16 protein-coding genes are annotated in these 16,511 nt (G+C 43.6%); 3 read left to right on the top strand and 13 right to left on the bottom strand.

Annotated features, from left to right (window positions below; genetic code table 11):
• Nucleotides 1–112: 112 nt before the first annotated feature.
• Both OH460_RS14610 and OH460_RS14605 read right to left on the bottom strand, forming a co-directional pair.
• Nucleotides 113–856 (bottom strand): HNH endonuclease, encoded by a 744-nt coding sequence (locus OH460_RS14610; RefSeq protein WP_269998167.1) that lies wholly within the window; start codon nucleotides 854–856, stop codon nucleotides 113–115.
• Nucleotides 853–2,028 (bottom strand): AAA family ATPase, encoded by a 1,176-nt coding sequence (locus OH460_RS14605; protein WP_269998165.1) that lies wholly within the window; start codon nucleotides 2,026–2,028, stop codon nucleotides 853–855. The genes OH460_RS14610 and OH460_RS14605 overlap by 4 nt, the downstream gene beginning before the upstream one ends.
• 1,099 nt (nucleotides 2,029–3,127) lie before the next feature.
• Between OH460_RS14605 and OH460_RS14600 the strand changes: the two genes are divergently transcribed.
• Nucleotides 3,128–3,415 carry a hypothetical protein gene (locus OH460_RS14600; RefSeq protein WP_269998164.1) on the top strand — a complete coding sequence of 96 codons (288 nt, stop codon included), beginning with the start codon at nucleotides 3,128–3,130 and terminating at the stop codon, nucleotides 3,413–3,415.
• A 62-nt stretch (nucleotides 3,416–3,477) separates the two neighbouring features.
• Here the strand turns inward: OH460_RS14600 and OH460_RS14595 are convergent, their stop codons facing one another.
• The 10 genes from OH460_RS14595 to OH460_RS14550 form a co-directional block, all read right to left on the bottom strand.
• Nucleotides 3,478–4,242, bottom strand: a complete 765-nt coding sequence (locus OH460_RS14595; protein ID WP_269998162.1) for a hypothetical protein — start codon at nucleotides 4,240–4,242, stop codon at nucleotides 3,478–3,480.
• Between the two features lie 165 nt (nucleotides 4,243–4,407).
• A complete protein-coding gene (locus tag OH460_RS14590; RefSeq protein ID WP_269998160.1) occupies nucleotides 4,408–4,830 on the bottom strand; it encodes a GNAT family N-acetyltransferase in 423 nt (140 codons plus the stop codon).
• Nucleotides 4,831–5,053: 223 nt separating this feature from the next.
• On the bottom strand, nucleotides 5,054–5,557 hold the full coding sequence (gene def, locus OH460_RS14585; protein ID WP_102286259.1) for a peptide deformylase: 504 nt from the start codon (nucleotides 5,555–5,557) through the stop codon (nucleotides 5,054–5,056).
• 93 nt (nucleotides 5,558–5,650) lie between these two features.
• Nucleotides 5,651–6,064: a nucleotide triphosphate diphosphatase NUDT15 gene (locus OH460_RS14580; RefSeq protein WP_102442411.1), complete on the bottom strand. Its 414-nt coding sequence runs from the start codon at nucleotides 6,062–6,064 to the stop codon at nucleotides 5,651–5,653.
• Between the two features lie 21 nt (nucleotides 6,065–6,085).
• A complete protein-coding gene (locus tag OH460_RS14575; RefSeq protein WP_269998155.1) occupies nucleotides 6,086–6,856 on the bottom strand; it encodes a GNAT family N-acetyltransferase in 771 nt (256 codons plus the stop codon).
• 28 nt (nucleotides 6,857–6,884) lie between these two features.
• Nucleotides 6,885–7,700, bottom strand: coding sequence for a GNAT family N-acetyltransferase (locus OH460_RS14570; protein ID WP_269998153.1), 816 nt, complete (start codon nucleotides 7,698–7,700; stop codon nucleotides 6,885–6,887).
• Between the two features lie 108 nt (nucleotides 7,701–7,808).
• Nucleotides 7,809–8,147: a DUF952 domain-containing protein gene (locus OH460_RS14565; protein ID WP_239940122.1), complete on the bottom strand. Its 339-nt coding sequence runs from the start codon at nucleotides 8,145–8,147 to the stop codon at nucleotides 7,809–7,811.
• Nucleotides 8,148–8,213: 66 nt separating this feature from the next.
• The gene (locus tag OH460_RS14560; RefSeq protein ID WP_116870802.1) at nucleotides 8,214–8,537 is read right to left on the bottom strand and encodes a hypothetical protein; all 324 of its coding nucleotides are present in this window, start codon (nucleotides 8,535–8,537) and stop codon (nucleotides 8,214–8,216) included.
• 153 nt (nucleotides 8,538–8,690) lie between these two features.
• Nucleotides 8,691–9,044: a DUF6404 family protein gene (locus tag OH460_RS14555; protein WP_269998148.1), complete on the bottom strand. Its 354-nt coding sequence runs from the start codon at nucleotides 9,042–9,044 to the stop codon at nucleotides 8,691–8,693.
• 117 nt (nucleotides 9,045–9,161) lie between these two features.
• Entirely contained in the window at nucleotides 9,162–9,614 is a 453-nt protein-coding gene (locus OH460_RS14550; protein WP_061031132.1) for a hypothetical protein, read from the bottom strand.
• A 450-nt stretch (nucleotides 9,615–10,064) separates the two neighbouring features.
• On the opposite strand from OH460_RS14550, the gene OH460_RS14545 reads away from it, so the two are divergent.
• Nucleotides 10,065–10,592 carry a hypothetical protein gene (locus OH460_RS14545; RefSeq protein ID WP_269998146.1) on the top strand — a complete coding sequence of 176 codons (528 nt, stop codon included), beginning with the start codon at nucleotides 10,065–10,067 and terminating at the stop codon, nucleotides 10,590–10,592.
• Between the two features lie 150 nt (nucleotides 10,593–10,742).
• Here the strand turns inward: OH460_RS14545 and OH460_RS14540 are convergent, their stop codons facing one another.
• Complete coding sequence (locus OH460_RS14540; RefSeq protein WP_443088683.1) at nucleotides 10,743–13,307, bottom strand: molybdopterin oxidoreductase family protein; 2,565 nt, start codon at nucleotides 13,305–13,307, stop codon at nucleotides 10,743–10,745.
• A 523-nt stretch (nucleotides 13,308–13,830) separates the two neighbouring features.
• On the opposite strand from OH460_RS14540, the gene nirB reads away from it, so the two are divergent.
• Nucleotides 13,831–16,413 (top strand): nitrite reductase large subunit NirB, encoded by a 2,583-nt coding sequence (gene nirB / locus OH460_RS14535; protein ID WP_269998144.1) that lies wholly within the window; start codon nucleotides 13,831–13,833, stop codon nucleotides 16,411–16,413.
• Nucleotides 16,414–16,511 lie beyond the last annotated feature (98 nt).

Raw genomic sequence — 16,511 nt, 5'->3', positions numbered from 1 at the left:
CCCTGTTAAGGTGTGAGCAACGCAACACCGAAGCTACCGCATACCACCTTAAGCACTAAACGCAACGCATAGAAAAAATGCCAAGCGTTGCGAATCACTCTTAAACAGATTGTTAAGCGCACTCTAGCGCTGAAGGCAAAGATTTAGTATACAAAACATCCAACTCTTCATTCCAAAGGTCCCCAGATTTCATGCACTCAATCAATTCAATAAAACTACGATCACTAAGTAAAATGGTGGCAGTAGATGCTGAATACACTGAATTGGGCAAGCATTCAGTCAAAAGACCCTCGACTAGCACTATAAGACGATTTTTAGTTCGTACATCACTTTTAAGGTTATATGTTTCATACCTTTCCCAGCAAGTTTCAATCATACCTTGAATTTTTTCGCCTAGGAGAAATCTACTCATTACAAGCCTCTCAGAATGATTGAGATTGAGTACATCAATAGAACACTTACCTTTCTCAGTTTTTCCTTTGAGTCGGTAAAGCCGCATGGAAAGATGATCAGATGGTTGATCCACGTAAGGATTGATAATAGGTTCACTAAGCACATTATGGGTACTCTTAGAGCCGTTGCATTTTTTACATGAAGGAAGCAGATTTTCCCAATCAACTACCTTCTCTGGATTGTTTTTTTTATCTTCAAAATGCTCGACTTCCATATAGTTACTTTCTGAAGTTAATGAGCATTCACAGTAAGCACATTTTCCATGGCTAGATAATAGTAAAGCTGATTTAATGTGCTCGTTATTCCAAACGCTTTTTTTGCTCGTTTTGAACTCTTCTGTAAGTGCATGTACTTTTTCTTCTGTTAAAAAGGTAGGCTTCTCTTGGCGCTGCAACTTTATCATTCGCCCCCCTCTTTGATGGAGAGTAATTCAAGTTTCAATAGCTTTCGAATATGGTTGTCAGGATGAATTAGTTTATCTAATTCATTATATAATTCTAATGCGAGAGCATATTCTTCTTGTTCTATCGCATTTTCAAAACTGCCCAACACCTCTTTATATGTGCTTGTACGGGTGTCTTCCATTCCCATTATGTCCACTAAAACTTCTTCTACAGTCCAGCCTTGAAATCCGTACTCACCACCATTTACGTCTCTTTTGCTCACTTTACCATTCGACATCTCTAGTGCGATGATTTCATTGGGCTTTGCATTTTGCAGGACGTGTGGACTGTGAGTCGATGTAATAAACTGAATACTGGGAAATACTTCAACTAAGATCTTAGCAATTTTAGCTTGCCATTCTGGATGTAAGTGTAGTTCCAGTTCGTCAATTAATATTATCCCATCAAACTCATCAGCTTTGATTGGAGGATTCTTAAACCTCAACTCTATGTCTTTGATAATCCCAAATATAATTGATAGACAAGACTTAAAGCCTGACGAAAGATATTCATAATATATTTCACCACTAGGTGAGTTGACCATGATTTCATTTGAGGACGCAATTACCTTGCTAAAGGTGAAATCTGGGTTCAACAAAGCAAAGCTTTGTTTAGCCAATTCAAGGTTATGTAGTTGCACATCAGTCAAAGCTCCAGGGTGCGCAGAATAAAGATATCGATTTACAAACCAGTTCTTTACTTCATTTATTTTCACACCAGACTTTGCTTCTTCGTACAATACATGAATTTGCTTATCTGTATCTTTACTAACTGCATTAAGCGGTTGATAGCTAAATGTTCTTGATACTTTTAACGAAAGTAACTTATCGGACAGTTGATGAAGCCCTCGAACCTTTGACTGTAGCTCTGGCGAAAAGTCAACAATGTCAACATGAGATTCAAGCATGGCTCCATCATTCTCAATTGACGCAGTGAACCCACCTTGTTCACTGCCTACATGCCTCTTCAAAATGTTTGTACTATTCCATGAAAATGAATGTGCTATACATTCAAGAATGGTTGTTTTACCAATTCCATTCGGACCACATATAAAATTCATATTAGCGTCGAAATCGAGGTGGAGACTTTCTATACCGCCAATACCTCTGATATCTATCGTTTTTATTTTCATAGTTACCTTATTTGTTCAATTTGACTGTGCGCTTAACAGCTATATTAGACAGAATAATTCTGTATTTTGTCCCTGACACCATTCTGTCTAGTAATCTGAACCACTCAGGACTTGTCTAATAACTAATTTAATAACAACACCTTACCTGCTTGCTTCTGAAGCAAACATGATGAAACACAGAAATTTTCGATATAGCTTCGGCAAAATACAGAAAATGGCGCAATGTGTGAGTGAGTCGTCATCTTGCAGGTTGATTTCTTCCCCACCGCCTTAGCATTTTGGTTCCAGAACTGTCGGTAGCATGATGGTTAAGCCGCAATGTCGGCTAGTCTCTTGCTGATAAATTTACAGAACGACATTCAAGATTCGAGAGATGGTATGTGAAACAGATCGTTTAATCAATCAGTATTTCATACTTAAAATCAAACTATCTTATTGATACTTCTAACACTTTAACGCCGCGTGTAACGATTCATTTTTAGTGACTCACAAAGTCTTGGTACTCGTCCATTTGGCTTAAGTTTTCTATGCCGTTACATCGCCGCTTTCAACACGCTGGCAGACCTTAGCATTTATCCTTGTCAATTTAATGGTCTTTATCTACCTGAATTCTATACCTAAAGTTCCGCAGCCATGAAGCCTTTTGTGCACTGATAATTTTTGTCATCACGATTAATGCTAGAAAGGTGCAACGCGTGTTGAGGTGGACTGTCCACTCAACTACTCACGTTCTGAGCCGCACAGATTCAGCACTAAATACCATGTGTTGTGAATCAATCTTGATCGACGACTCCACACGTTTAGCCTCCACCACCAGCGAATCCCCATAGAACGGATAGATCAAAAGTCATCAATAGGTTTAGCTGCATAAAAAATGACGGAGCGAGGATGAAGGCATTCAGAAATTTCGCAACCGAGCAAAGGGTTAGTTAAGAGCGAACAGCCCAATAAAACCGAAGGCTTTCACCATTATGCGCATGGTAGAACAAACACAAAACAACAAAAAATTATTGTTATTCGATAATTTATTGTTGATCTACAAACATTCCGATGTATATTAGCTCCTCAACACCAACCCTAAACTCTTACGAGGTATAAAATGAAAAAGGCTTTACTGTTTCTTGCTCTTAGTTCTGTTTCTGTTTTCGCTCACGCTAAAGCAACACAAAATTCCGACCAGATGCTTGCCCAAATCGATAACGTTATTGTTTACGCAGGTGAAAATGTAGACAGCTCAGAAGAGGTATATGAAACGATCAATTCAGCTAACTCTGCTGGGTTTGAATACTGCGCGGTTTATTTACCGGAGGGGGAATTAGAGGCCAGCACGACGATCACTTTACGCCGCACTGAAGATGGCTTTATGTTGGAGTGTGCCTCTAATTAGAGCTAACGCATAAAAATACCGACCTCTTGGGTCGGTATTTATTCATTTATTGTTTTAGATGCCTATGTTGCGGCATTTAAAGCGAGTGACTGAGCAAACTCTCGCATGTGCCTTGCGTTGTCTGCTTTTTCTGCATCACCACATGCTTTTCCGTAGTATTGAATGTTTGGCGAGGAATACACGGGCAATACTTTTTCAGCGTAGGTCATCACGGTACCCGCTTCCCGGCACAAAGCGCCGAAAGAGTAAGGTTTTATATAATCATGGCTTTCTTGTAGCAACATACCTTTGAGCCAGTAGTCTGGCGTGTCGTTGTGCCACGCCCAAGCCAAATGACCCAGTTCATGCTCAAGTACCTCTACCTCTGCAGCAGATGACAGCACCAAAAAGCTGCGGCTTAAATTCAGATCAACCGAACCCACGGTTCCTTCGTCTGAGAACTCGTGGTCTTCAGGAAGAATCAGTGCATAGTAGCTCCCCTCTCGCTGCATGGGTTCCAACACCTCATCGCCAACCAGGTTGACTAACTGTTTGTGCAGCTTGCTGCTTTCCGCATCTTGGAAACCGGAAAGGTCGATTCTCGTGATGCCTGATAATGTTCGCTCCATTGGTACGCATGAGTTTTGCAGAACAAGATTAGAGTAGCCTATCATCTTCTGAATTTTTGACTCGCTCATCGATGCATCGGTAAAAAAGTGAACGGGAGTTTCGACTTTTTCACCCATATCACAAGGGGCAAGGGTCAATTCTTCGCCTCTGTGTTTACCAACGAAAAAGAGTGCCACAACACCCAGTAAAGTGCCGCCAACCACGAGGTTTTTCTTCATTATATTCCTTTATTGCCTTATCGCTTTATTACTTACTTTTTATAGCTTCGGTGCTTACTATTTATTGCTTGTGTGCTTAGTGCTTTATCAAACCATGTTTCGATGAGGGCAAGAGCGTTACACTGCTGCCATCAGTGTCTTGATAATGCTAGTTACATGAACCCATTAAGCTAACGCTTTTTCCATAGACAAGTGCACAATGCCTGCTTCCATGAACTCTTCTCCAAATGGTGTGAATCCTAGCTTGGTATAGAAGTCGATGGCTTGCTTTTGAGAGCCAAGATACACGCGCTGGTAACCGCTCTTCTTCGCTTCATCGATGAGCGATAAAACAATCTTCGAGCCAAGCCCCTGTCCTCTAAAATCTCTCATGATGGCAATACGGCCGTGGTGACCGTCGCTTAAAATACGGCCCGTGCCGACAGGCTTTCCATCGACAGTCACCACGGCATGGATGGCCGAACTGTCTAACCCGTCGAACTCTATTTCAGGTGCGATAAATTGTTCGTTAATAAAAACGTTCTCGCGAATAGAACGAATTGATTGTTCATTTTCACTATCAAAAGCAACATTTTTTACTTGGATCATCATTTACCTTTTGTGAACGTTAAAACTGAATGAAACACGAGAACCAAACTAAAAGCACTCGCTTGCATATGCAACATAACTAAGGGAACGGATCAACCTATTGAAAAGCCGTGCAACATGAAAGGAGTAGTACACAAAATTGAGAAGGATAGCGACAAAACCCAACGCTGATGTGTTGAAATTCACGCGTTGGGTTTGAAGAGATAGTGGTTTATAAACCGGATTAAGCGTGCGATTTTAGGTACTTTTTAACTTTTTTCATCGCCATTTGACGCTTTAGTGGCGACAGGTAATCAATAAATAGGTTACCCGATAGATGGTCAATTTCATGCTGCATGACGATAGCGAGAAAGTCATCGCTTTCAATGGTGATTGGCTTCCCTTCTCGGTCGAGAGCAGAAACAACCACAGACGTAAAACGCTCGACATCCGCATAGTAGTCAGGCACTGATAAGCAGCCTTCTTGGCCCAAAGCTTTGTTGGAGCCACTTGCGACTACCGGGTTCACCAAGATTAACGGTTGGTCTCGGCTGTCTGAAATATCGATAACCACCACGGCCTCTTTACGACCGATCTGAGTGGATGCCAAGCCGATACCATTATCAGTGGCATAGAGTGTCTCTAACATATCGTCGATGAGTGTTTGTACCGTCGATACATCTTGCACCTCTTCCGCTTTCACTTTAAGCCTTGGGTCCGGTGCGGTAAGAATGTCTAAAACTGCCATGCTTTCCTTTGAATTTTCAATTGAATCATTACGTTGTAAAAGAGTGAACAAGATAACCCAATGTTCTTTCAGTACCAAGTATGGGCGTTCTGACTAGTCAAAATTCTTGAAGTTTACCGGCTCCTTCAACAAGTTCACCAAAGGTAAGAACAGAGGTTCTGGCAGTTCATCTAAGTCGAACCATTGCCACTGCTTGCACTGATGAGGCTCCATGACTTGAGGCTCACCACGAGAACTGGTCGCGACAACATACAAGGTGACGTAGTGCTTGCCTTCTTTTTCGAAGATATCGTTGGTAAAGCCGAGCTTCTTAAAAGCGCCGACCTCTAACCCTGTCTCTTCAAGGGTTTCTCGCTGCGCGCACTCTTCAATGCTTTCACCCAGTTCAAGGTGCCCACCAGGCGTCGCCCACGTATTCGCACCATGTGAGCCAATGCGCTCGCCAAGTAGAATGCGTCCTTCCCGGAAAATGACCGCAGCCACACCTACACGTACTTGATTATTCACTCTTTACTCCTTTGAAACACATTACTCACTACTTGGTGAGGTATACCCTGTGGTGGTCGCGATCACTTCAAAACCACGTTTGGATACAATGGGTTTACTCATATCAGAAGCATCGATGGTAAGGTATTTAACCCCTCTCGACTTGGCTTCCTCAATGCGTTTGTTCAGTAGCAAACTGTAATAGCCTTTACCTCGAAATGCTTCGATGGTGCTTCCGCCCCAAATACCTGCAAACGGGCTGCTTCCATTAAATATGACCCACGCTGAGGTCACAGGCTGGTGGTCGACATACACGACATAGATAGACACTGAATCGGGAGCGTGCTGTTTAAGGCTAATTAAGTGATTGTAATGCCATTCGAAATCGCCCCCCCAAACTTGCTCTTGGACTTTAATCGCATCGCGAATGCCTTTGCTGTCCGCCACCTCGGTGATCTTACCTTTATCAAAAGGCTTGCAGGTGGCCTTAGACAGGTCCAACACCATGAATGACTCGCGCTCATCCTGCTCAAAACCATTCTCGAGCAATACGGCACTGATGTTCGTTGGTGTATCGGTACTGTACGTCTTCCACTCAAAACATAGGTCACGCTGCTTAAAGTACGCGAGTTGCTCTTTGACGATAGAGTCTGTGAGGCTTTCATCGAAGTCGAAAAAGGAGATATAGCTACCATGACGATCGTTCGATACGAACTTAGTCAGGTTGTTCTCTGTGACCTTAATACCATTGAATGAGTTAAAACGTTTCCGCTCAAATTCGTTGTACTCTTGCATTACATCCGTTGTATTCATAATTTTCTCTTGGTAGATCGCCCTATCTCTAATCTTTACACCATACACTTCGTACGCCAACCGAGCGAAAACCGATCGATTTACAATTTTTGCTACTGGTGCTGTTTGGCATTACGTCGGTTAAAAGTACCTTCGCCCCTAAGGCGATGGCATCTTCGATTCGAGATCTTAACAGCGCCGTTTGGCATCCCTTTGAACGATAGCGCTCTTGTGTATACGCATTGGCAAGTATGGCGTGTTCGTTGTTGATGAAACTCGTCGCCCAAGCGCACGGTTTACCCTCTATTTTCGCAACGTAACAACGGAAAGTATCCGTGCAATAGAGCGCGCGTTTCTGCTGCCAAATTTGGTCTGAACACTCTAAACCGGATGTTTTGAGCAAAGCCAAAAACTCATCGGCATTATCTTGTGTCCATCGCTCAATCGTGACTTTACCTACATCGCTCAATGGTTCTGGGCTCGATAGTTCTGCGCTTGATTTTTCAGTACTCGGCTTTTCTACATAGCCTTCTGCCGATAGCTCAAGAAACTCATGCTCAAAAGCGGGCACAAACTGATGTTTCGATAACCATGATTTCAGCTCTGCTGTTAAAGCGTTAGGCGCAATAGAAATCTCAGGTGAGATACCACCTTTAAATAGTTTGAGGTCTGCCTCTAAGCTCGCGGAATTGCAAACGCCATCAATGAGGATCTGGTTGTCGTACTTACGTGTTTTGTCGATAAAAACAGTGAAGCCATCATCTTCAATTGAAATCAGTTCACTGGCTAAATCGGTTGAAAGGGTTCGCTCGTTATTAAAATAAAAGTATGCGTTATATGCGTCTTTAACTGCTTTAACTTGCATTGTTTTCCTTAACTTGATGGAAACAAAAAGCTCTGTAGAGCCAAAACAACACACGATTAAGTGCTGCTTGTTTTGAATAGTACAGAGCCAATAGGAATACTGCGATTGTTACAGGTTTACTTTTAGCGCACCTGATGAATCCGCGACTAAATTTATTGTTCTAATCACGGCTTGCTTAGAAAGTGGACTGTATAAATGTGGGTAAAGTGCCCCATCATCTTCAACCCCTACTGGCGGCTCATCTCTTAAGTCTTTAGCAATCACGCTTTTGTCGATTTCTAGAAGATATGCTTGCGCCACTCCCACAAAGAAACAATCTACAATTTTTTGCAGTTGCTCTTCATAAGCAAGGTGGATAAAGCCTTCGTCCTTCAAGGATGCGGGTTCATAGGTTTCTGTGCTTTGGTATTCTTTGTAATCACTTTCGGTCAGTAAGTGGTATAGCATTTTTATTTATCCTACTTTCTAAGACTTTGAGTCTACTTAAGCCGTTTAGCGACCACCAAAGTATCTTCAAAGATCAAACTCAGAGTTATAGATTTTGAAAACATTGACTAAAGGTTCCTCCCAGCCGAGGGACTCTCTAAGCTGATCAACAATTGGTTTCACTTGGCTCTTTGCCACGTTGATTTCAACTTTTAATAGCGGGTAATTTTCGACTTTTCCTTTGCTCCCAAACACAGGCGTAGATCCATCAAGCGCTCGGTGAGACCCGATAACTGACCCGATAGCCCAACAGTGGTCATAGTTTCCAATCCTGTCGACACCGGACTCATGTAAAGTGCTAAGAACTCGCTCTTGTTGTTCAGGCGTACAGAAAATTTCAAGTTTATACATCTAATTTAAACTCCAAAATACCCTGTGTTTTGAATCACTCGGAGACCTCACGAGATGTTTTACAGCTTTCTACCACAGCAAAACTATTCTAAACACAAAGCCTAAAATTTAAGGTGTTGAGCTAGACTCTGAACCTTGTTGATAGGTTTGCGGTCATTCACCTAATGAATCCCAATCTGTTAGGTTTAACTGCTTACGTCTTATGGCGTAGAAGATTGACATAAGCAAGCCAAACAAAGCCCCGCATTGCAATGATTTATAGGCAGCTTCCAACATAGATATCCCAACCTCATTCCAATCCAAAAACCATTCAAAACCCCACCATATAGGAGCGAAATAGACCAAACAAAACACAAAATTTGAGAAAAAGCCCTGATAGTAAGGTGGCCGTATACAAAACCCGAGTTTACGCAACAATCTATCTATTGGGGGGTTATAGTTCGACTTCCAAACACCTTTGTCACTTAACTCTTTTAGAGCAAGTTGTATTTTCGTTTCATAATCCATGAGCTAACTCCTAAAGCTCTGCCTTTTATGCAAAGAAACCTAAAGACAACTGAGTTGCAGACAAATGTAAACCCAAGCGCACGCCCCACGTTACCCGCCTGATTACATGGTTTATTGTTAATCTCTTACGTCGCCCATATGCTTAACAATGCGCGCATACAGTAAGATATTTAAACTCATCGATATCGCAACATCAACGCCTGTGGTAGCAATATCGCCATCATCAGATATCACTGAAAAGTAATAGAAAAATAACAGGATATAGAGAGGCAACATAAAAATGAGAAACCTCAAACCCACAACAAAGCTGATACCAAAATAACGACCTAAGAAGTCTCGCCCATTTTCTGCACCATTCGCTCTATAAGCAAAATAGGTCCCTAGAAGTACGATGACGCTGAAACTGATTGATTCGATAACCTCCCAGGTATTTGAAAAGCCATTGGCGTAGCCATACATCGCGAGCGTACCCAACGCGATATATATAAATACATACCGAAAACGATCTTTCTCCGACAACTTATCGGCTTTGATGTCCGCCTTTAAGCCTTTGATGTTCCAAAAATACATACCTTGCCCTTTTACTGATAACGGTTCCGAGACCGAACATTGACGCTGTTTATAATTGAAATAGTTCGGCTACTAATAGCAACAGCTATTAAATTGACAATTAAGTCATTTAATAACAATGCCTTAGCAAGAAAGTCGCATCATACATGACGAGAAACAGAAGTATTCCTAATAACTCTAATTAAATGTAGAAATCGTATGAATATGTGTATTACTTATCATTTTATCCATATACATCCTTGCCCAGACGGGATAGTTGATTTTAGGTTTGTGTGTGCTGGGAAGCCGTAAGATTCTCTGTCGAGAATGATGCTCACTTTGGAATAAGCAGCTGATATATATGGCTAAAAAACCTTGTCTGTTTGAAATCACAACACCCATATGCAACTATGCGCAATTGCGTATGAATATATGCATCCTATGAAATATAAATTAAACAAGGGATATTTAATGAAAAAGTCAGTGCTAATGTTGTCTATGGCTATTATGGCGAATGCCAGTGCATCGGATCTGGTTGTTAGTGATCCAAAGACTCTTCTGCCAAATGAAAACGTACAAAGCTTCTCAATGGCCGATCTGAATGGCGACGGTGTTCAAGAGTTAGTCTTCGTGACTGCAAACGGTGAACTACAATATTCTCAGCTAATTAGCCTTGGTAATGGCTTTTTAGACTCTAGCGATTACGACCAAATACGAAGGGAGCAAGGAAAGGGTTATAAAATGAATATCTCATTAAACGGAGACAACTACAAAAACACGGTAGTAATTGCAAATAGTGGCTATCTAAGCCTACAAGACGGTATAAATACACGATGCAAAGCTAGAATGGCGCTACAAAATGGCACTATCGTTGCCGATTCTAGTAGCGGAAAGATAACATTGACCTATGTGTCTAGAAACCATATTGCAGGCAAAGTTAAGTGCAATTCAGGTAAATTCAAGCAGCTAGATGAAGTGAGTTTTAGCGCCACTTGGTAATGGCCTTAAACCAACCACATATTCGTGACACCCGCCCTACTATATTCTCTGTTTTATAATCAGCTAACATAGTGGCTAGAGTAGTCGCGAGTAAATTAAAAACGCCGACAGAGTTGTCGGCGTTTACTCTAAGTTTATTTCGTTAAGTATCTACTTCGCCAATGTACTCAAAAACTCGGCTTCGAATTCTTCATCAGCTTCTCGGGTGAGGCATCCCACCAGCCAATCGATGCTTTGATGGTCGAGCTTACTGTTCACGACGAACGCTTGCTTTACACCAAACTGATCCAGCTTGGCTGAGCCGTAGTTCTTGAATGATTTATTACCGTGGTAATGGAGTGATTTAATCGCTTCAGTGTTTGGCTCTGGTAAGGCATCAAGGGTGTTGGCAAGCTGAATCACCAACTCCATTGGATTCTTCGATGAAGAAATACGATACAGAAAACCGCCCTCCACTCTTTGGCGAACCCAGTAATCAAATCCGCTACAATCCATTACCTTGTCGCTGACTAAGGCAGCTTCACTGCGATAGCCACACGGCTCTACCACAACAGGTGTGTGTTTAAATTCTGGTTGGCCTGAAGCTGCATCGGTATGAGGCAAGATCAGGTCACACGGCTTGCTGTCTTTGGCGGTCGGCGCATTCCAGTGAATAGGCATAAACACCTGTTCACGACGCATCTCTTTGGTTACGACTAAGCGGGCTTGGCATTCACCTTGTGCGCTGCGCACTTTAACTACAGGGTTAATAGTGGCGTGGTTGAAGGCATCTAGCCCAAATTCATCTAAGCCAAGCTCGGCAACCGTATCTGGGTGCATGGCGACAAAGGGTTCTGGTGTATGTTCGCCTAAGCCTGCGGCTAAGCCAGTTCGGCTCATGGTGTGCCATTGGTCTCGGATTCGACCTGTGTTCATAATAAGTGGGAATTCGACACTGGTATCGGCAATCGGCTTATCGTGCTCAACCGCTACAAACTGCGCTTTACCCGATTCAGTAAAGAACTCGCCATCGGTGAACATGCGCTGCTCGATGATCTCTGGTTGATATTCAAGTACCGGCCATTGCTGCGGAGTCAGTTCACCATAGCCTTTCTCATCTAACTGAGTAAGCCCGATTAAGCATAAATCGCGAGCTTTACCTGTCTCATTACCTAGGGCTGTCATCTCGCAATACTCTTTGAAGATCTCGCCTTCGTGGCGGTAATCAAACTGCTCTTTAAATCCCATTTTTTGCGCGACTTCTTTTAAGATCCACCAATCGGGCTTGGCTTCTCCTGGGCTTGGTAATACGCGGCGTTGGCGTGAGATTCGACGCTCAGAGTTGGTTACGGTGCCCGACTTTTCACTCCACCCTTGCGCGGGTAGCACTACATCGGCCAAGCGAGTGGTTTCCGTATCGGCAATGCAGTCCGACACCACCACAAACGGGCATTTCTCCAAAGCGGTTTTGATTTTTTCGCTATCAGGCAGGCTCACAACTGGGTTAGTCGCCATAATCCACACCGCTTTTATCTTGCCTTCATTCATGGCATCAAATAGGTCTATGGCTTTTAAGCCTGCGCGAGTAGCCAAGCTGTCGGTTTGCCAAAACTCGCTAACGGTTTGATGTGATTGTGGATCACCAAATTCAAAGTGTGCTGCTAAGGTATTGGCTAAACCGCCCACTTCACGCCCACCCATCGCATTCGGTTGGCCTGTTACCGAGAATGGGCCCATACCCGGCTTACCGATTTTTCCGGTTGCCAAATGACAGTTGATAATAGCATTTACCTTGTCACAACCTTGTGTGGATTGGTTCACGCCTTGGGAATAGATGGTGAGCACTTTCTCTTTAGATGCGAACAACTGATAGAACTGTTCAAGTTGTTGCTCGCTAAGCCCTGTCAGTTCAGGAACGCTTTTATCGCCCCAGCCTGACTCGGTATAGCGATAATCTGTGGCTGTTCGAATCGCTTCCGTAAAACCTTGGGTATGATGTTCAATGTAATCAGAGTCAAGCTTGTCGTTATCATCTAAGTAAGCCAACAAGCCATTGAATAGTGCGACATCAGAGCCAGATTCCAATGCCAAGTGTATATCGGCAATCTCACAGCTGTCGGTGTAGCGCGGGTCAATGACGATCACTTTCATGTCTGGGTTAGCTTGCTTGGCTGCTCTTAAGCGTTGAAACAGTACAGGGTGACACCAAGCGAGGTTTGATCCAGTGATGACGACCACTTCGGCTTGCTCTAAATCTTCATAACAAACAGGAACGGTATCAGTACCGAACGCGCGTTTATGCCCAACCACGCTAGATGCCATACAAAGGCGAGAGTTACTGTCGATGTTAGCGCTACCAATAAAACCCTTCATCAGCTTGTTAGCCACATAGTAATCTTCAGTCAGTAGTTGGCCTGACACATAAAAGGCGACAGAGTCTGGGCCATGCTGTTCTATCGCTTGTTTGAACTTGTCTGCCACCAGCTGAGATGCGCTACTCCAAGGTAGAAGTTGTTGTCCGCTTGCGACTCTTTGCATCGGCTGAGTTAAACGGCCAATTGGTGTTACGGTGTCTCCCAGTGCAGCGCCCTTTGTACACAACTTGCCATAATTCGATGGGTGGTCTTTATCGCCACGCACTTCCAATTTCCCCGAAGCCGTTGGCCTTACTTCAATGCCACAACCTACGCCACAGTAAGCACACGTTGATTTGATCCAATCCTTGTTTGAACTCATCACTCTTCCCTCGTGCAATGTTCTTTTTATTGTTTCCACCGTTCTAACAGAGCGCCTCTTACTAACCACTCTTCGCGGTGAAAATTTCTCTTTTTTAATAAAGCAATTTACGCACCACTATTCACTCCTTTCCCAATCAAGAAAAATAACCATCAATTACAACAACTTAAAATAAAATCACTTACAGAAAATAATGTTAATTAAATGCTATCGAGAAAATATTGAGATTTTTGCACCATGTTGATCAATTTTGCACCACAAAGGCTCATTTTCATAAATATTCTCTTTCTTAGATCTACCACTTTAGGGGTAACTGAGCCGTTTATCATTTAATTAAACCACTGATTTAAAATGTTATTTTTATTTTCCTCGATATCTATTTTTATCTGGCACCCTACTTGCTGTCCTATTTACCAACAACTCAAAATTTACAGTTTTCAGTTCATTGGAAGAACAGCACATTATCCACCAGAGAGTGGGCCGTTTTAGAAACGCTAGGAAGCCAACAAAAAAGGAATTTACTATGAGCAAACAAAAGATTGTCGTCGTTGGTAATGGCATGGTTGGCCACAAATTTATCGACAACATCATTCAAGCTGATTCAGACCAATATGAAGTTATTACCTTCAGTGAGGAATCGCGCCTTGCCTACGACCGTGTTCAACTTACGGCCTACTTCAACGGTAAGACAGCCGACGATTTGGCTTTAACGAGTGAAGCTTATTACCAAGAAAATGGCGTTAAATACCTAATCAATGCCAAAGTCACTGAGCTCGATACCGAAAACAAAGCAGTAGTGACTGACAGTGGTCACCGTGAAAGCTATGACAAACTGATTCTCGCAACAGGTTCATTCCCGTTCGTTCCTCCTATTCCAGGGAACGACCAAGAACACTGTCATGTGTACCGTACGATAGAGGATCTCGATGCGATTGAGTCATCTGGTAAACAGAGCAAATCGGGCGTGGTGATTGGTGGTGGCTTACTGGGTTTAGAAGCGGCAAACGCGGTTAAGAACCTTGGATTAGAAACCCATGTAGTAGAATTTGCGCCTCGCCTGATGGCAGTTCAACTCGATGACGGCGGCGGTGCCCTGCTGAGACGTAAAATTGAAGATTTGGGCGTACAGGTTCACACCGAGAAAGCGACATCTGAAATTGTGGCGGGTGAAAATGCTCGCTACCGCATGAACTTTGCCGATGGCACACATCTAGAAACCGACATGATCGTGTTCTCTGCAGGTATCCGCCCTCAAGATGCTCTGGCTCGTAGCTCGGACATCGCAATAGGTGAACGCGGCGGTATCGTGATTGATGATTACTGCCAAACCAACATTGATGATGTGTACGCGATTGGTGAATGTGCGCTGTGGGATAACAAGATCTTTGGCTTAGTGGCTCCGGGCTACTCAATGGCGAAAATCGCAGCAAGCCATATCCTTTCCAATGGCGAAGATGAGAGCAGCTTTACGGGTGCCGATATGAGCACCAAGCTTAAATTGCTGGGCGTAGACGTAGCCAGTATTGGTGAAGTGCATGGCAAAACCGAAGGCGCACAGTCTTACACCTACAACGATGAAATTGAACAAGTTTATAAGCGCTTAATTGTTTCTGCTGATGGCAAGAAGATCGTCGGTGCTGTGTTAGTGGGCGACGCAGACGCGTATGGTTCGCTGCTGCAAATCAAGCAAAACGACATGCCTCTACCAGAAAACCCATCGGTATTGATTCTGCCAAACCTTGCTGACGATTCCGGCAGTGCTATGGGTGTTGAAGCGCTTCCAGACAGTGCTGTAATTTGTTCATGTTTTGACGTCACCAAAGGCGACATCAAAGAAGCCGTTTCGGCAGGCTGCACCACAATGGCAGCACTGAAAGAATCGACCAACGCATCAACCGGTTGTGGCGGCTGTTCTGCCCTTGCTAAACAAGTATTAGATAGTGAATTGAGCAACTTGGGTGTGGAAGTCTCTAACGACATCTGTGAGCACTTTGCTTACTCTCGTCAAGAACTGACCGACATTATTCGCGTCAATAAAATCAAAACCTTCGATGAGCTACTTGAGTCTCATGGTCAAGGCTTAGGCTGTACCGTGTGTAAGCCGGCGGTGGGTTCGATTCTCGCCTCTTACTGGAACGACTATATCCTGAAAGATGAGCACATCGAACTGCAAGACACCAACGACATCTACCTTGGCAACATGCAAAAAGACGGCACCTACTCTGTGGTTCCACGTATTGCCGGCGGTGAAATCACACCAGACAAACTGATCGTGCTGGGTGAAGTGGCAAAAGAATACGACCTCTACACCAAGATCACTGGCGGACAACGTGTCGACCTATTTGGTGCACAACTTAATGAGCTGCCTGCCATCTGGAAAAAGCTGATTGATGCAGGCTTTGAAACTGGCCACGCCTACGGTAAATCGGTTCGAACCGTGAAGTCGTGTGTCGGTAGCACTTGGTGCCGTTACGGCGTCAACGACAGTGTTGGCCTCGCGATTAAACTAGAGAACCGCTACAAGGGCCTACGCTCACCACACAAGATCAAATTCGCGGTATCTGGCTGTACTCGTGAGTGTGCCGAAGCGCAATCAAAAGACATTGGTGTTATTGCCACAGATAAAGGTTGGAACCTGTACGTCTGTGGTAATGGCGGCATGCGCCCACGTCACGCCGACCTATTCGCAACCGACCTAGACGAGCAAACTCTCATTCAATACATCGACCGCGTGTTGATGTTCTACACACGTACTGCAGACCGCCTGCAACGTACTTCTGTTTGGATGGAAAACTTAGAAGGTGGTTTGGAGTATCTCAAAGAGGTGGTGATTGAAGACAAACTCAATGTCGCGGCAGAACTCGAAGCCGACATCGCACTCAACATCGAAAACTATCAGTGTGAGTGGAAAACCACTATCGAGAATCCAGTGAAGATGAAGCGCTTCCAACACTACATCAACAGTGAAGAGATGGACTCTAGCCTGTCATTTATCAAAGAACGTGAGCAGCGCTTCCCGAAGCCTTCGGTCAATACAGACCAAGAAGCAGAGCGTAATCAGGCATTAAGCAGCACTCAACAAATCGAAATTACGGAAGTCTCGTAACCGGTTTGGTCGTTAGCAGACCCTTCGATTTCGGCAATTCACTGCTAGCGGCCTTCTTTACGACCTTCTTTTTAGAAAATGGAACAAAATCAAAGACT

The sequence above is a fragment of the Vibrio sp. Makdt genome (genome assembly GCF_027587015.1).
GTDB lineage: Bacteria > Pseudomonadota > Gammaproteobacteria > Enterobacterales > Vibrionaceae > Vibrio > Vibrio chagasii_B.
Note: the sequence above shows the minus strand (reverse complement) of the source record. Positions and strands in the feature narration are given on the sequence as shown.

What these genes read in the sequence shown, in the direction of transcription:
- OH460_RS14610 (WP_269998167.1), bottom strand. Translation starts at nt 856, where the DNA reads ATGATAAAGTTGCAGCGCCAAGAGAAGCCTACCTTTTTAACAGAAGAA.
- OH460_RS14605 (WP_269998165.1), bottom strand. Translation starts at nt 2,028, where the DNA reads ATGAAAATAAAAACGATAGATATCAGAGGTATTGGCGGTATAGAAAGT.
- OH460_RS14600 (WP_269998164.1), top strand. Translation starts at nt 3,128, where the DNA reads ATGAAAAAGGCTTTACTGTTTCTTGCTCTTAGTTCTGTTTCTGTTTTC.
- OH460_RS14595 (WP_269998162.1), bottom strand. Translation starts at nt 4,242, where the DNA reads ATGAAGAAAAACCTCGTGGTTGGCGGCACTTTACTGGGTGTTGTGGCA.
- OH460_RS14590 (WP_269998160.1), bottom strand. Translation starts at nt 4,830, where the DNA reads ATGATCCAAGTAAAAAATGTTGCTTTTGATAGTGAAAATGAACAATCA.
- def (WP_102286259.1), bottom strand. Translation starts at nt 5,557, where the DNA reads ATGGCAGTTTTAGACATTCTTACCGCACCGGACCCAAGGCTTAAAGTG.
- OH460_RS14575 (WP_269998155.1), bottom strand. Translation starts at nt 6,856, where the DNA reads ATGAATACAACGGATGTAATGCAAGAGTACAACGAATTTGAGCGGAAA.
- OH460_RS14570 (WP_269998153.1), bottom strand. Translation starts at nt 7,700, where the DNA reads ATGCAAGTTAAAGCAGTTAAAGACGCATATAACGCATACTTTTATTTT.
- OH460_RS14565 (WP_239940122.1), bottom strand. Translation starts at nt 8,147, where the DNA reads ATGCTATACCACTTACTGACCGAAAGTGATTACAAAGAATACCAAAGC.
- OH460_RS14560 (WP_116870802.1), bottom strand. Translation starts at nt 8,537, where the DNA reads ATGTATAAACTTGAAATTTTCTGTACGCCTGAACAACAAGAGCGAGTT.
- OH460_RS14555 (WP_269998148.1), bottom strand. Translation starts at nt 9,044, where the DNA reads ATGGATTATGAAACGAAAATACAACTTGCTCTAAAAGAGTTAAGTGAC.
- OH460_RS14550 (WP_061031132.1), bottom strand. Translation starts at nt 9,614, where the DNA reads ATGTATTTTTGGAACATCAAAGGCTTAAAGGCGGACATCAAAGCCGAT.
- OH460_RS14545 (WP_269998146.1), top strand. Translation starts at nt 10,065, where the DNA reads ATGAAAAAGTCAGTGCTAATGTTGTCTATGGCTATTATGGCGAATGCC.
- OH460_RS14540 (WP_443088683.1), bottom strand. Translation starts at nt 13,307, where the DNA reads ATGAGTTCAAACAAGGATTGGATCAAATCAACGTGTGCTTACTGTGGC.
- nirB (WP_269998144.1), top strand. Translation starts at nt 13,831, where the DNA reads ATGAGCAAACAAAAGATTGTCGTCGTTGGTAATGGCATGGTTGGCCAC.